General features: G+C 41.3%; 12 protein-coding genes and 1 pseudogene. 12 read left to right on the top strand and 1 reads right to left on the bottom strand.

Features of this window, described 5'->3' with window-relative positions; all coding sequences use genetic code 11:
* Positions 1-2 precede the first annotated feature (2 nt).
* Positions 3-2,429, top strand: coding sequence for a phenylalanine--tRNA ligase subunit beta (gene pheT / locus MUO14_RS03715; RefSeq protein WP_244753696.1), 2,427 nt, complete (start codon positions 3-5; stop codon positions 2,427-2,429).
* A 70-nt stretch (positions 2,430-2,499) separates the two neighbouring features.
* Here pheT and rnhC read toward each other — a convergent pair whose 3' ends face one another.
* On the bottom strand, positions 2,500-3,423 hold the full coding sequence (gene rnhC, locus MUO14_RS03710) for a ribonuclease HIII (protein WP_244753695.1): 924 nt from the start codon (positions 3,421-3,423) through the stop codon (positions 2,500-2,502).
* Between the two features lie 146 nt (positions 3,424-3,569).
* Here rnhC and zapA point away from each other — a divergent pair, with 146 nt between their 5' ends.
* The 11 genes and pseudogenes from zapA (at position 3,570) to trxA (ending at position 14,891) form a co-directional block, all read left to right on the top strand.
* Positions 3,570-3,854, top strand: a complete 285-nt coding sequence (gene zapA / locus MUO14_RS03705; RefSeq protein WP_396265801.1) for a cell division protein ZapA — start codon at positions 3,570-3,572, stop codon at positions 3,852-3,854.
* A gap of 1 nt (position 3,855) precedes the next feature.
* Positions 3,856-4,404, top strand: a complete 549-nt coding sequence (locus tag MUO14_RS03700) for a CvpA family protein (protein ID WP_244753693.1) — start codon at positions 3,856-3,858, stop codon at positions 4,402-4,404.
* A 231-nt stretch (positions 4,405-4,635) separates the two neighbouring features.
* Positions 4,636-6,351, top strand: a complete 1,716-nt coding sequence (gene polX, locus MUO14_RS03695; RefSeq protein WP_244753692.1) for a DNA polymerase/3'-5' exonuclease PolX — start codon at positions 4,636-4,638, stop codon at positions 6,349-6,351.
* Between the two features lie 25 nt (positions 6,352-6,376).
* Positions 6,377-8,724, top strand: a pseudogene (locus tag MUO14_RS03690) (endonuclease MutS2).
* Between the two features lie 23 nt (positions 8,725-8,747).
* Complete coding sequence (locus MUO14_RS03685; RefSeq protein WP_244753691.1) at positions 8,748-9,155, top strand: DUF350 domain-containing protein; 408 nt, start codon at positions 8,748-8,750, stop codon at positions 9,153-9,155.
* Between the two features lie 212 nt (positions 9,156-9,367).
* Entirely contained in the window at positions 9,368-11,077 is a 1,710-nt protein-coding gene (locus tag MUO14_RS03680; RefSeq protein WP_244753690.1) for an AMP-binding protein, read from the top strand.
* A gap of 87 nt (positions 11,078-11,164) precedes the next feature.
* Positions 11,165-11,764 (top strand): fatty acid metabolism transcriptional regulator FadR, encoded by a 600-nt coding sequence (locus MUO14_RS03675; protein WP_244753689.1) that lies wholly within the window; start codon positions 11,165-11,167, stop codon positions 11,762-11,764.
* Between the two features lie 6 nt (positions 11,765-11,770).
* Entirely contained in the window at positions 11,771-12,544 is a 774-nt protein-coding gene (locus tag MUO14_RS03670) for an enoyl-CoA hydratase (RefSeq protein WP_244753688.1), read from the top strand.
* A gap of 17 nt (positions 12,545-12,561) precedes the next feature.
* The gene (locus MUO14_RS03665) at positions 12,562-13,335 is read left to right on the top strand and encodes an electron transfer flavoprotein subunit beta/FixA family protein (protein ID WP_244753687.1); all 774 of its coding nucleotides are present in this window, start codon (positions 12,562-12,564) and stop codon (positions 13,333-13,335) included.
* A gap of 27 nt (positions 13,336-13,362) precedes the next feature.
* On the top strand, positions 13,363-14,343 hold the full coding sequence (locus tag MUO14_RS03660; RefSeq protein WP_244753686.1) for an electron transfer flavoprotein subunit alpha/FixB family protein: 981 nt from the start codon (positions 13,363-13,365) through the stop codon (positions 14,341-14,343).
* A 233-nt stretch (positions 14,344-14,576) separates the two neighbouring features.
* The gene (gene trxA, locus MUO14_RS03655; protein ID WP_244753685.1) at positions 14,577-14,891 is read left to right on the top strand and encodes a thioredoxin; all 315 of its coding nucleotides are present in this window, start codon (positions 14,577-14,579) and stop codon (positions 14,889-14,891) included.
* Positions 14,892-15,135: the final 244 nt, after the last annotated feature.

Below are 15,135 nucleotides of genomic sequence, written 5' to 3'. Positions count from 1 at the left end.
ACATGCTAGTATCGTTAAATTGGTTAAATCAATACATTAATATTCGTGATTATCAGCCGGAGGATCTTGCTGAAATCATCACGAAAACAGGTATAGAGGTTGAAAGTGTAGAACCTGTTGCCGAGAAAGTGACAGGTGTTGTCGTCGGACATGTAGTTTCGTGTGAACAGCATCCTAACGCAGATAAATTATCGCTATGTCAAATCGATGTCGGCACTGAAACGTTACAGATTGTCTGTGGCGCTCCGAACATTGCAGAAGGGCAGTATGTAGCGGTAGCTGTTCCAGGAGCAGTGCTGCCTGGTAACTTTAAAATTAAGAAAACAAAACTGCGTGGGGAAGAATCGAATGGAATGATCTGTTCTATGCAGGAGCTTGGCGTGGACGAAAAAGAGGTTCCGAAAGAATATCAGGATGGCATTTATGTTTTCCCTGAAAACGTTACAGTTGGTGACGATGCTATTTCTTTATTAAACTTAGATGATATCATTATCGAACTCGGTTTAACACCGAACCGTGCAGACTGTCTCAGTATGGCTGGGGTGGCCTATGAAGTTGCTGCAGCACTTGACAGGGAGTATGAGCTGGCCGAAGAGGATGTTCATCCGATTGCAGAGCAAGCCTCTGATTATGTTACGGTTCATGTTGAGGATGGGAAGGCAAACCCTTATTACGGTGCCTTCATTATTAAAGATGTCACAGTAGGTTCAGCACCATTATGGATGCAAAATCGCCTGACGGCTGCGGGTATTCGTCCGATCAATAACGTTGTCGATATTACGAACTATGTTCTGCTCGAATACGGCCAGCCGCTTCATGCATTTGATTACGATCGTTTTGGGTCAAAAGAGATCGTAACACGCAGAGCGAAAGATGGGGAAACGATCGTTACCTTAGATGAACAAGAACGAACATTAACTAGCGACCAGTTAGTCATTACGAATGGTACGAAGCCACAGGCAATCGCCGGCGTAATGGGCGGCGGAGAATCGGAAGTGAACAAGGACACGTCAACCATTCTTTTAGAAGCAGCTTATTTTGACCCGGCTATTGTGAGGAAATCCTCTAAAGACCATGGGCTTCGGAGTGAATCAAGCACACGTTTTGAAAAAGGCGTCGATCCAAACCGTGTTGAACGTGCTGGGAGAAAAGCATGTGAACTTTTTGAAAAATACGCTGGGGCAAGTGTGCTCTCTGGTGTAGTCAGCTATGATGAGTTAGACCGTTCCGAAAAGAAAGTAACCATTCAGACAGGACACATTAATGATCGGTTAGGAACAGAGATTACAAATAAGGAAATTGCTACTATCCTTAAACGATTGCAGTTTAACTTTAGTGAGTCAGGAGACAACTTTCACGTATCTGTTCCCACCCGTAGAGGGGACGTAGTCCTTTTTGAAGATATGCTTGAAGAGGTCGCACGAATTTACGGTTACGATAACCTTCCATATACTTTCCCATATGGTTCTTCTCAAGCAGGCGGCTTATCCCAGACACAGCAGTTAAAACGAAAAATGAAGGCTTATTTCGAAGGAGCAGGTTTAGACGAGGCGATCACGTATTCTCTAACAAGTGAACAGAGGGCTTCCATGCTTGTTAGTGGAGAAATAGCGGCACAAGCGAAGAAACCTGTTAAGCTTTCTATGCCAATGAGTGAAGACCACAGTCATCTAAGGTTAAGTATCTTGCCAGAAATGTTGCAATCACTCGCTTATAATGTGGCAAGAAAACAAAGCGATCTTGCTTATTATGAGATTGGAACTGTTTTTATCAGCGAGGAAGAACAAGTCACGAAACAGCCGAATGAATTATTGCGTGCTTCTGGTGCTTTAACAGGGGAATGGGTCGCTCATCCTTGGCAACAGGAGAAGAAGCCCGTTGACTTCTTTGTTGTTAAAGGAATTGTAGAAGGGCTAGCGGCTCAGTTGGATATACCTCTTACATTTGAGAAAAATAAACTTGACCGGATGCACCCAGGACGGACAGCTCTCATAAAAACTAATGGTACGGTCCTAGGATTCTTAGGTCAAATTCATCCGAAGCTGCAAAAGGAATTAGGCTTGAAAGACACCTATGTATTTGACATTAATGTGAATGAGCTCTTTAAATTGTACACGAAAGAAGAAGCATTCCAAGTGATTCCAAAATATCCTGCAGTTAGCCGGGACATCGCTTTAGTTGTTGATGAAGCAGTGCCTGCAGGTGAGATTGAAGAAACGATTCAATCTGCTGGTTCCCCACTCATTAAAGCCGTTCAAGTCTTTGATGTGTACCAGGGTGAACACCTTGAACCTGGCAAAAAGTCACTGGCCTATAACCTCGTTTATTTAAATCCTGAGCGAACATTGAAGGACAAAGAAGTAGAAGAGGCTCATAACAATATTCTAGATGCAGTAAAACAAACTCACCGAGCTGAACTTCGTGGATAAAGCGCAGGTTTAGTGAGAGTACATGAAACAGATCAAAAACAAGAAGCGTGCCATGGCACGCTTCTTGTTTTTAAGTTAGTTTACGAGCTTTTTCCAGTGTAGCAAAGTGTATCTTTGCAATTTCGCGAAGTTTCTCTTCACCGTACACATTGATAATCTTGGCTGCTGCTTTGTCGACAGTTCGGGAAGCGCCTTTAGGGATGGGGAGTCCTGTATCCATTTCTATCTGGTCCATTGCTTTAACGAAACTGGATCTCGCGATAATGGAAGCAACCGCAACTGAAGTGGAATAGCTTTCTGCTTTCGTCATAAAATAAACGCCTTTCTGAAGTGTTTTTCCTTCTGATTTCAGATGCTTTTGATACACGCTTGGCTGTGAGAATTGATCGACTAAAATAGCTGGTTTTTCTGGAGATATTTTTGTAAGTAAACTCTCTAATGCTTTGTGATGGAGCATTGTTTTCATTTTACCCTGTGTCCAACCCTTCTCCTGCCAAGTATTATACTTTGAATTATTTAAACGCAAGAGACTGTATGGAATGTTCATGTCAACGATTTGTTTGGCTATATGAGTAATTTGCTTGTCAGATAAGTGCTTAGAATCCTTGACTCCGATAGCTTTCAGCTGGCCGATTTGATGATCTTTTACAAAGGCTGCAGCGACTGTAATCGGTCCGAAGAAATCACCTGTACCCGCTTCATCTGAGCCAATATGAGTCTCGGAAAATAGCGAATCTGATGGGTGAAAGCGATGTGCTTTTGTGCTACTTGAGGAGGATGATGAAGGCATGGATGCTCCCCACCTTTTTGATTCCATTTCAGGAGATGTACCTTGGAAAAGCACTTTGCCTGACTGGTAGGCAGTTATGGTACAATTGATAGTTTTCGCTGCAAAGGCTGCATTAGCAGGAGTATTTGCTTTTAGATCTTGTTTATAAAAATGCTTCATTTCTTGAAGTTTATTTTTAGATAATCTTAATACAACTTGTGGCATATTCAAGTCCTCTCTATATGAAAAGTATAGAAATAGTATAGCAAATTAGGAGTGGAAACAGAACAAGGATCAAAAATAGCTTTTTGGTTTCCCAAATGTTTCGCTTCATGTTACTATTATGCTTAGGACTTGAGAATCAAGGGGGTATGGATGTGTCCCAATCAGATAAAAACAGAAGAAGAATCACAGTTGAGATTAACAATCGATCCTATACGATCATTGGTCAAGAAGAGCCGCACCATATCCGCATGGTATCCAGTCTTGTTGATCAGAAGATGCGTGAAATACATGAAGCTAATCCTAGTTTAGATACGGCTAAGCTGGCCGTTCTAACAGCAGTAAATACAATGAATGAATATATTAAATTGAAAGAAGAATGTACAGAATTAATGAATTATATAGATAAGATAGAGAAAGAGGACGACAACTAACATGATTGATTTACTACTTCTCATTATTTTATTTCTAGGAGTTATGGTGGGATTTAGAAGGGGCTTTATTCTTCAGTTGTTTCATCTAATTGGATTTATAGCTGCTTTTATCGTCGCTGTAATGTACTACGACAATTTAGCGCCTAAACTTATTCTCTGGGTGCCATATCCTGAACTTCCAGAAGGGGAAACCTGGGCGATATTTATGGAAAACCTGCCGCTTGAGCAGGCATTCTATAATGCCAGTGCCTTTGCGATATTGTTTTTTGGTGTGAAAATTATTCTGCAGATCATTGCTTCCATGCTGGATTTTGTTTCAGACTTGCCTGTACTGAAATCACTAAATAGTTTGCTGGGCGGTATTTTAGGTTTTGTAGAGAGATACTTTCTATTATTTATTCTTTTATACATAGCGGCACTAGTACCCTTAGGATTTGTTCAGAACGCCTTGGATGGTTCATTTCTTGCCCAGTTTATTATTGAGAGAACACCAGTACTCTCGAGCCAGATAAAGACGATGTGGGTTGAACAAGTGATTAGCTTGTTATAAAGGCAAGGGATCGCTATTTCTACTTTGTAGCGCTAAAGCCGTCCACACATATTTGAGCAGAAGTCAATCACCTTAAGGAGAGAGTACTTCCTCTTGACGGCGTTGGAAATGTATGTCGTGGCTGGTTTGGATAGTTGCGCTTTCAAAGAAAAGGTCGCTGTGAAAATTTCATAGCGGCCTTTTCTTTGTTCTTAACTGTAAAATTATTTTTATGAAAGGATAGGGTAATTTATGGCTATTGATAAAAAGAAAGTGGTTAAACTACTTGAAACCATTGCTGTTTACTTAGAACTTAAAGGGGAAAATCCATTTAAAACCTCTGCTTACCGAAAAGCTGCCCAAGCACTAGAGAGAGATGACCATTCATTAAATGAAATTGAGGATTTCAAAAAAATGAAGGGGATCGGTAAAGGGACAGCAGCAGTCATTGATGAATACATTGAAAATGGGGAATCAGAAACTCTTCGTCAATTACAGGCAGAAGTGCCAGCAGGATTAATCCCATTGCTGGACATTCAAGGGTTAGGCGGAAAAAAACTAGCAAAGCTTTACCAACAGTTAGGTGTAACAGATGCTGAATCATTAAAGGAAGCCCTCGAACAAGGAAAGGTGGAAGAGCTTGAAGGATTTGGCAAAAAGTCTGCAGAGAAAATACTGAAGACATTAAAGGAAGCTGGTTCAAGGCCTGAACGGCTGCCAATCGCACTGATGCTGCCGATCGCAGAGAAAATCGAAACCTTTTTAAAAAAGACAAAAACAATCAAACGCTTTTCCCGTGCAGGCAGTTTACGAAGAATGAGGGAAACAATTAAAGATCTCGACTTTATCATTGCTTCAAACGACCCAGTTCAAACAAAAGACGAACTGCTGGCCTACCCAGAAGTGAAAGAAGTGGTTTCCTCAGGTGAAACGAAAGTGTCTATCATTGTTAATGAAGGTTATGATATTGGCATTGATTTTCGAATCGTTGCACCACATGAATTTGCCTCAACTTTACATCACTTTACTGGTTCCAAAGACCATAATGTAGCAATGAGACAGTTAGCTAAACAAAAACAGGAGAAAATAAGTGAATACGGAGTGGAGAATGCGGAGACCGGTGAAATCCTAACCTTTGAAACAGAAGAACAGTTTTTCCACCACTTCGGCCTCCACTTTATCCCGCCAGAGGCTCGTGAAAATACTGGAGAAGTGGATGCGTTCAAAGATTCGATTACGCTTCTTAAGGAAAGTGATATCCGCGGTGATCTTCACATGCACTCAACGTGGAGTGATGGTGCACAATCGATCAGAGAGATGGCGGAGCAAAGTAAGGCAATGGGATATGAATACATTGCGATCACAGATCACTCCAAGTATCTACGAATAGCCAATGGACTAAATGAAGAGCGATTACGCATGCAAAGGAAAGAGATTGAAAAAATTAATAACGAGATGGAAGACTTTCATATTCTTGCTGGTATCGAAATGGACATTCTTCCTGATGGATCTTTAGACTTTGATGATGATTTCCTAAAAGAGATGGATTATGTCATCGCATCGATTCACTCAAGTTTTAATCAGTCAGAAGAACAAATCATGAAGCGGCTATCTGCGGCACTTGAAAACCCGCATGTTGATATGATTGCCCATCCCACTGGCCGGTTAATTGGCCGTAGAAGTGGTTACAACGTTCAATTGGACAAGTTGATTGAAGGGGCGAAGCAAACAGGGACAATTCTTGAGTTGAATGCTAATCCAAACCGATTGGATCTAAGTTGGGAATGGTTAATGAAGGCACAACAATCCGGTGTTATGATCGCTATTAATACGGACGCTCATAGTTATTCAATGCTCGAACATATGGAAATTGGTGTGGGAGCTGCACGAAAAGGATGGCTGCGTAAGGAATCGGTTCTCAATACGATGACGAAGAAACAGTTGATGAAACGTCTTGGCATCAGCTAGTTATAAAAAAGGAGACTTAACTTACATGAATCAACGAATCCTTCATGTTTTAGAATATAAGAAAATCATTGATCAATTAGGTAGCCAAGCCGCTTCCTCTCTAGGAAAGGAGCGGGCACTGGCATTAAAGCCCTCAACTGAACTTGAAGAAGTTATTCAGTGGCAGAAAGAAACAGATGAAGCAGCACAAATCATTCGGCTCAAAGGTCATGTACCTCTTGGGGGGATTTTTGACATTAAGCCTAGTATAAAACGGACGACTATCGGTGGCGTGTTAAGTGCGGTTGAATGTTTGGACATTGCCAGTACTGTATATGGCGGTCGCCAGCTGAAACGTTTTGTCGAGGATATGGAAGAACCAGAAATGCCAATTTTACGGGAGCTAGTAGAGGAAATCGTTCCTCTACATGAACTGGAAAGGAAAATAAGAGGCTGTATTGATGACCATGGAGGGGTTATGGATGGAGCTTCTGATAAACTACGTACGATTCGTTCAAAAATTAGGACATCGGAGAGCCGTGTTCGTGATAAAATGGAGACGTTCACGAGGTCAAAAACCAAAATGTTGTCTGATGCTATTGTGACGATCAGAAATGAACGCTATGTATTGCCAGTAAAACAAGAGTACCGTGGTTCGATTGGCGGTATTGTACATGACCAGTCGGCGTCAGGGGCAACACTTTTCATTGAGCCACAAGTGGTCGTTGACTTGAATAACCAGCTTCAGGAAGCACGTGTACAAGAACGACAAGAAGTGGAACGTATTTTAACAGAATTATCCCAGGAGATTGCCGAAGAGCAACAACCTCTCTATTCTAATGTAGGCATATTTGCCCATGTTGATTTCATGTTTGCGCGAGCGAAGCTGGGCAGGGAAATGAAAGCATCTATGCCGTATATGAACGATCGAGGCCGTGTTAATATCAAGCAGGCCCGACACCCGCTCATCGATCCAGAAGAGGTTGTACCAAACGATATAGAGATGGGTATAGACTTCACATCTATCGTCATAACCGGGCCAAACACTGGTGGTAAAACCGTCACGTTAAAGTTACTCGGATTGTTTACGTTGATGGCGCAGTCCGGACTTCAGGTACCCGCTATGGATGGTTGTGAACTGGCAGTTTTCGAACAAGTCTTTGCCGATATAGGTGATGAGCAATCGATTGAACAAAGTTTATCTACTTTTTCTTCTCACATGACTAATATTGTGGAGATATTGAAGCATGTAAATGACCGGACTCTCGTTCTATTTGATGAACTTGGTGCAGGTACTGATCCGCAAGAAGGTGCAGCTCTTGCCATGTCCATCCTTGATGAGGTAGTTAGCCGTGGAGCAAGGGTGATCGCAACAACCCACTACCCTGAATTGAAGGCGTACAGTTATAATCGTGAAGGGGTTACCAACGCTTCTGTGGAATTTGATATCCAAACACTGAAGCCGACCTACCGTTTGCTGATAGGTGTTCCAGGACGCAGTAATGCATTTGAGATATCCAGAAGACTGGGGTTAGATGAATCGATTATTGAGACGGCTAAGCAGCAAGTAGGCGTGGATTCTCAAAGTGTTGAAAATATGATCGCCTCATTAGAAGAATCAACGAGAAATGCAGAACGTGATTTTGACACAGCTGAAAAAACGCTAGAAGAGTCGGAAGAGCTGTACCGTGACTTACAAGCTCAGTGGAGACAGTTTGAGGAAAAAAGGGAACAGCTATATAAAAAAGCTGAGGCTAAAGCAGAAAAAGCTGTTGAAAAAGCGCGCCAAGAGGCCGAGGAAATTGTCCACCAACTCCGTCAAATGAAAAACCAGGCTGAGATTAAAGATCATGAATGGATTGAAGCGCGTAAAGCCTTGGATGAGGCCAAACCTGCCTTAACAAACACAAAAAATGAAAGTACCAAACCGCAAACTAGACAAGAAACAAGAGAATTAAAATCTGGAGATGAAGTAAAACTGTTGACACTAAATCAACAAGGCGTGGTAATTGAGCAAACGAATAGTAATGAATATCAAGTCCAGGTCGGTGTGATGAAAATTAAAGCCAAACGTAAAGAGCTTGAATTTATCAAGGCGAAGCAACCGTACAAGGAAAAACCAATGGCCACCGTTAAAGGTAAAGGGTATCATGTGAAAACGGAGCTTGACCTTAGAGGAGAAAGATATGAAGAAGCATTAAATCAGTTGGAAAAATATATCGATGATGCACTTCTAGCGAATTATCCGAGTGTTTCCATTATACATGGGAAAGGGACAGGAGCTTTAAGAACAGCTGTCCAAAACTATGCTAAAAACCATCGTCAAATCGCTTCCTATCGTGCTGGCGGAATGAATGAAGGGGGAGTGGAGTCACTGTCCTTGAACTAAGGTAAAGTCTTATAAAGGAGAGCTTATCATGACAGGATTTTGGGAGCATGCACTCGTGGAAACAGCGGCAAGTTATAGTGTTGTTGTACTATGCTTGGTCGTATTTATGGCTGTATTCGAATTGGTGACCACGTATAATAACTGGAAAGAAATCAAGAACGGAAATGTGGCTGTCGCAATGGCGACTGGTGGAAAAATATTTGGGATTGCTAATATCTTCCGATTCTCTATACAAGAAAATGATTCGCTGGTTCAAACAATGGGATGGGGTTTGTTCGGATTTCTGTTGCTGCTTATCGGGTATTTTATTTTTGAATTCCTTACCCCCTCATTCAAGATCGATGATGAGATCGCAGAAGATAACCGTGCGGTAGGTTTCATTTCTTTTATTATTTCTGTCGGACTGTCTTACGTTATTGGGTCAAATATTATTTGAAGGGTGGAGTAAAATGGAAACCCTTGCGAAAATTTTAATCGTAATCGCAGCACTTTTTATAGTAATCGGTATTGTGTACATGCTGTTATAAAGAAGCTCTCCTTGTATAGGGGAGCTTTTTTAAAATAAAAGTTCAAAAGCTTTAAATTATATTTCAAATTTGCTGAGGATATAAGTATAATAATAATAATACGAAGTGGGAGGGATTTTTAATGGAAAATGCTCAACGACCGTGGCTAAAAAATTACCCGCCTGAAATTCCGATAACGATGCAATATGATAAACGACCATTGCATCGTTTCCTGGAGGAAAGTAGTACGTTATACGGAGAAAAGAAAGCGCTTCACTTTATGGGGAAAGAAATGACTTTTAGCGAAGTATTTAAAGAGACACAACTCTTTGCGAGCTATTTACAAAAGCTAGGGATTGAAAAAGGCGACCGTGTTTCAGTTATGCTTCCGAACTGCCCACAATCGGTCATTGCCTATTATGGAATCCTTATGGCAGGCGGTATCGTTGTGCAAACCAATCCATTATATATGGAACGCGAACTTGACTATCAGCTTAAAGATTCTGGGGCAAAAATGATCGTTTGTTTAGATGTTTTATATCCAAAAGTGGCTAATGTCAAACCGAATACCCCTTTAGAACATGTCATTGTAACAGGTATTAAAGACTACCTCCCCTTCCCTAAAAACAAAATCTACCCTTTTATTCAAAGACGTCAATATCAGCTGTTAGTAAAACCAGAGCAATCTCAAGATACTCATTTGTGGAAGCATATCCTGAAAAATAGCAGTGGGCAAGTATCGCCTGTTGATATTGATCCTGTTGAAGATCTGGCTTTACTACAATACACTGGTGGGACTACTGGCTATCCAAAAGGGGTCATGCTCAGCCACTATAACTTGGTAGCTAACACACAAATGTCGATGGCTTGGATGTATAAATCACAAAAAGGCGAGGAAGTTGTTCTGGCTATTTTACCATTTTTTCACGTCTATGGGATGACATCGGTGATGAATTTGTCTGTGATGATGGGCTCAAAAATGATCTTGATGCCCAAGTTTGAACCAGAAGATGTACTAAAGGCAATTGAGAAGCTAAAGCCATCCTTGTTTCCAGGAGCTCCCACTATCTATATTGCTCTGTTAAATCACCCTGACTTGAAGAAATACGACTTATCTTCTATTGAAACCTGTATTAGCGGTTCCGCACCTTTGCCTGTTGAGGTACAGGAGAAATTTGAGAAGATTACCGGCGGGAATCTAATTGAGGGGTATGGTTTAACAGAAACCTCACCTGTGACTCATTCTAACTTTATTTGGGAAAACCGAGTGAACGGAAGTATCGGTGTACCATGGCCAGATACAGACGCTATGATTTTTAACATGGAGACGGATGAGGAAGTTGAACTTGGCGAAATAGGTGAGATTGCCGTAAAAGGACCTCAAGTCATGAGAGGATATTGGAATCGTAAAGAGGATACAGACAACGTGCTTAATACGGAAGGCTGGTTCCGGACAGGTGACATGGGTTATATGGATGAAGAGGGCTATTTTTACGTGGTGGACCGAAAAAAAGATATGATTATAGCCGGAGGATTTAATATTTATCCTCGTGAGGTAGAAGAAGTTTTATATGAGCATGAAGCTGTGCAGGAGGCTGTAATTATCGGTGTACCAGATGCCTACCGTGGGGAGACAGTAAAGGCTTTTATCGTAAAGAAACAAAGTATGGATGTAACAGAAGAAGAATTAAATGAATTCTGCCGCAATAATCTGGCTGCGTTTAAAGTGCCGCGCGTCTATGAGTTCCGCAATGAATTGCCAAAGACGGCTGTAGGTAAAATCCTGCGCCGAACACTTGTTGAGGAGGAAAAGAAGAAGTTGGGAGAAGCTGAACCTTTGCAAAACTTATAGATTGTTGACAGAATATTTTTTAATCTGTATCATGAAAGTGTGAATGACCATTCATTCATTTTCACAATAAATAAGGCAGGAGATATTATGAAGAAAAACAAACCTAAATACAAACAAATTATTGACGCTGCGGTCGTTGTTATTGCTGAAAATGGATATCACTCTTCACAAGTTTCAAAAATAGCTAAAAAAGCGGGAGTGGCAGATGGAACCATTTACCTTTATTTTAAAAATAAAGAGGATATTTTAATCTCTTTATTTCAGGATAAAATGGGCCAGCTTATAGAGAAAATTGAACTAGAAACAACTTCCCGGCAGACAGCTGAAGAGAAATTGCTCACTTTAGTACAAACGCATTTCGAACAGCTGGCTGCCGATCATCACTTAGCCATTGTTACACAACTTGAACTTCGTCAATCGAACAAAGAGCTTCGTTACAAGATCAATGAAGTGTTAAAGGGCTACATGATAGTAATTGATCAAATCTTAGATGAAGGCATCAAAGAGAAGATTTTTCGCGACAACTTAAATCGAAAGCTCGTTCGTCAATTAATTTTTGGTATGATGGATGAGGCGATAACCAACTGGGTTATGAAGGAGCAGCGTTATAACATAGTAGACCAGGCGAAGGATGTCCATAGTTTTATTATTAATGGACTGGCCCTTTCGCGAGACGTAGAGGAGTGAAAGCTAATGTCGACTGTTCAATTCCAAAAAGAAAATCACCTTGCACGAATTACCATTCAAAGCCCACCGGCAAATCCTCTCTCTAGTACATTACTACATGATCTAGCAGAAATAATGGATGAAATAGAGAAAGATAGCAGCATCAAAGCCATCCTTATTAAAGGTGAGGGGAAATTTTTCTCAGCAGGGGCAGACATTAAAGAATTTACCTCCTTCCAAGATGCATCAGATTATGAGAAGCTATCTAGTGAAGGCCAAGAACTTTTTAATCGTATTGAGAACTTCCATATCCCAGTAATTGCTGCTATTCATGGAGCGGCCCTCGGTGGAGGACTTGAATTAGCGATGTCCTGCCATATTCGCTATGTTGCAGAAGACGCGAAGCTAGGGCTTCCGGAATTAAACTTAGGAATTATCCCTGGTTTTGCCGGCACCCAGCGTCTTCCTCGTTACGTTGGCACACCTAAGGCTTACGAAATGATTTTGACAGGTGTACCTATTAATGGTGAGGAAGCCGTTGCTGCAGGGCTTGCTAACAAAAGTCTCCCTGTTGATGAATTGTTCGAAGCAGCAGAGAAGCTTGCTTTACAAGTAGCAGCCAGAAGCGGCCCAACCATTCACCAGGTTATGAAGCTAGTCCCCTATGCCCACACAAGTCAATTTCCAGAGGGCGGTAAAGCGGAGGCTCGAGCGTTTGGGGAGGTCTTTGGAAATGATGATGCGAAGGAAGGCATTAAGGCCTTTATGGAAAAAAGAAAACCAGCATTTAAAGATCAATAGTTTAGGAGGAAATCATAATGAATATTTATGTATTGCTTAAACGTACGTTTGACACAGAGGAAAAGATTTCAATCAGTAATGGCCGCATTGAAGAGGATGGGGCAGAGTTCATCATCAATCCTTATGATGAATATGCGGTAGAGGAAGCGATTAACCTTCGCGATGAGCATGGCGGAGAAGTTACTGTTGTTACAATTGGAGAAGAAGACTCCGAGAAACAACTGCGTACAGCACTTGCTATGGGAGCAGATAAAGCTGTTTTAATTAATACAGAAGATGATCTAGAAGAAGGCGATCAGTATACAACAGTTAAAATTCTTGAAGCTTTTTTTGCAGATCGTGAAGTAGATATTATTCTAGGAGGAAACGTAGCAATTGATGAAGCGAGCGGGCAAGTTGGACCTCGCCTAGCCGAACGCTTAGATATTCCTTTTGTTACAACGATTACGAGTATTAAAGTGGATGGGGAAAATGTTCAGATTGAACGCGATGTCGAAGGAGATGTTGAAAAAGTAGAGACAACACTACCTATACTCGTAACTTGCCAGCAAGGACTGAACGAACCTCGCTATCCTTCTCTTCCTGGCATCATGAAGGCAAAGAAAAAGCCACTTGAAGAGCTTGAAATTGATGACCTGGACCTAGACGAAGACGATGTTGAACCAAAAACGAAAACAACAGAAATCTTCTTACCACCTGAAAAACAGGCAGGTAAAGTATTAGAAGGCGAAACAGAAGACCAAGTAAAAGAGCTTGTATCTCTATTAAAAACGGAAGCGAAAGTACTTTAATAAACGGGATAGGAGAGGAGACTTGTTATGAGTAAAAAGGTAGTAGTAATCGGAGAAGCACGTGAAGGGTCGCTTAGAAATGTAACCTTTGAGGCCATTGCGGCAGCTAATATTGTCAGTGATGGAGGTGAAGTTGTAGGAGTACTCTGTGGAAATGGCGATTTAAGTGAAATGGGACAAGAAATGGTTTACTATGGAGCTGATCGGGTAATCACTGTTTCAAACGAAGAATTGAAAACGTATACAACGGAAGGTTACGGTCAAGCTGTTTACGCTGTCATTGAAGATGAGTCACCTGAAGGAATTATTATGGGGCACACGTCGCAAGGAAAGGATTTAACACCGAAACTTGCCAGTAAGCTTGAGTCAGGTCTGATTTCCGATGCAACAGAAATTGTAGCGGAAGGCGGAAACATTGTATTTACAAGACCGATTTATTCAGGGAAAGCTTTTGAGAAAAAGGAAATTACGGATGGACTTGTTTTTGCAACCATCCGTCCAAATAACATTCCAGCGCCGAATAGAGATGATTCTCTTGCGGGTGCAGTAACAACAAAAGATGTTGAAATTAAAAGCATTCGTACCATCGTAAAAGATATCATTCGTAAATCTTCAGATGGTGTTGATCTTTCTGAAGCTAAAGTTATTATCGCTGGCGGACGCGGTGTGAAGAGTGCCGAAGGATTTGAACCTCTGGAAGAACTTGCAGACGTTTTAGGAGGTACGGTCGGGGCATCAAGGGGAGCCTGTGATGCTGGATATTGCGACTACTCATTGCAAATTGGTCAAACGGGTAAAGTCGTGACTCCTGATTTGTATATTGCTTGCGGAATCTCAGGAGCCATTCAGCACTTAGCTGGAATGTCGAACTCCAAAGTTATTGTCGCGATTAATAAAGACCCTGAAGCGAACATCTTTAATGTAGCGGATTATGGCATTGTTGGTGACCTTTTTGATGTCGTACCGCAACTAATTGAAGAAGTTAAACAAATGAAAGTAAATGCATAATTCATTTAGAAAAGGCCGAAGCTAAGCAATGCTTGCTTTGGCCTTTATATATTTAATCAAGATGTCGCAAGTTTTCTAAAGTCTGGCTGCAATGTACTGCCTCTATCGACATAAAGTCAATACGCAACGCTGCTTTTCTTATGCTTACTCGGCTAAACGGAAACATATTGTTAGTCACTAAAAATAGAAAATGATATACTCGTATCAGACTAAATGGTCGAGGAGGAATGAAGATGGCAATTGTTAAAGGAACAGATCAAAACTTTACAGAAGAAACAAATGAAGGTCTTGTTATCGCAGATTTCTGGGCACCTTGGTGCGGACCCTGCAAAATGATTGCACCAGTTCTTGAGGAAATAAGCGAGGAGCAAGGCGATCAAGTGAAAATCGTAAAATTAGATGTTGATGAAAACCAAGAAACTGCAAGCAAGTTTGGTGTAATGAGTATTCCAACACTTCTTCTTTTTAAAGATGGAAAAGTTGTAGACCAAGTAATCGGGTTCCAACCTAAAGAAGCACTGGATGAATTAATTACGAAACATTCTTAATTGAAAGTAGAAGTAAAAAAGCCACGTTGCTGAGCAGCGTGGCTTTTTATCCCTAAAGACCGAGAACACCCCCATCTTCTTTAGGTGGGGGGTGTTCTCGGTCTTGACTTTCTGCTTGCCATCTTCCCTAAAAGCAGAGCAAGTTGTGGAACGATAATCAATGCCGATGTGAACGGCAGACTAAATATCTTACGAATAGTATGTCCCCATGCCTATAAGGCGGAGGGTCTAGCGGAGTTGTACC

Source organism: Halobacillus shinanisalinarum (genome assembly GCF_022919835.1).
Classification (GTDB): domain Bacteria; phylum Bacillota; class Bacilli; order Bacillales; family Halobacillaceae; genus Halobacillus_A; species Halobacillus_A shinanisalinarum.
Note: the sequence above shows the minus strand (reverse complement) of the source record. Positions and strands in the feature narration are given on the sequence as shown.

Bases quoted from the DNA above. Each gene is read 5' to 3' on its own strand.
- pheT (WP_244753696.1), top strand. From the start codon at position 3: ATGCTAGTATCGTTAAATTGGTTAAATCAATACATTAATATTCGTGAT.
- rnhC (WP_244753695.1), bottom strand. From the start codon at position 3,423: ATGCCACAAGTTGTATTAAGATTATCTAAAAATAAACTTCAAGAAATG.
- zapA (WP_396265801.1), top strand. From the start codon at position 3,570: ATGGATGTGTCCCAATCAGATAAAAACAGAAGAAGAATCACAGTTGAG.
- MUO14_RS03700 (WP_244753693.1), top strand. From the start codon at position 3,856: ATGATTGATTTACTACTTCTCATTATTTTATTTCTAGGAGTTATGGTG.
- polX (WP_244753692.1), top strand. From the start codon at position 4,636: ATGGCTATTGATAAAAAGAAAGTGGTTAAACTACTTGAAACCATTGCT.
- MUO14_RS03685 (WP_244753691.1), top strand. From the start codon at position 8,748: ATGACAGGATTTTGGGAGCATGCACTCGTGGAAACAGCGGCAAGTTAT.
- MUO14_RS03680 (WP_244753690.1), top strand. From the start codon at position 9,368: ATGGAAAATGCTCAACGACCGTGGCTAAAAAATTACCCGCCTGAAATT.
- MUO14_RS03675 (WP_244753689.1), top strand. From the start codon at position 11,165: ATGAAGAAAAACAAACCTAAATACAAACAAATTATTGACGCTGCGGTC.
- MUO14_RS03670 (WP_244753688.1), top strand. From the start codon at position 11,771: ATGTCGACTGTTCAATTCCAAAAAGAAAATCACCTTGCACGAATTACC.
- MUO14_RS03665 (WP_244753687.1), top strand. From the start codon at position 12,562: ATGAATATTTATGTATTGCTTAAACGTACGTTTGACACAGAGGAAAAG.
- MUO14_RS03660 (WP_244753686.1), top strand. From the start codon at position 13,363: ATGAGTAAAAAGGTAGTAGTAATCGGAGAAGCACGTGAAGGGTCGCTT.
- trxA (WP_244753685.1), top strand. From the start codon at position 14,577: ATGGCAATTGTTAAAGGAACAGATCAAAACTTTACAGAAGAAACAAAT.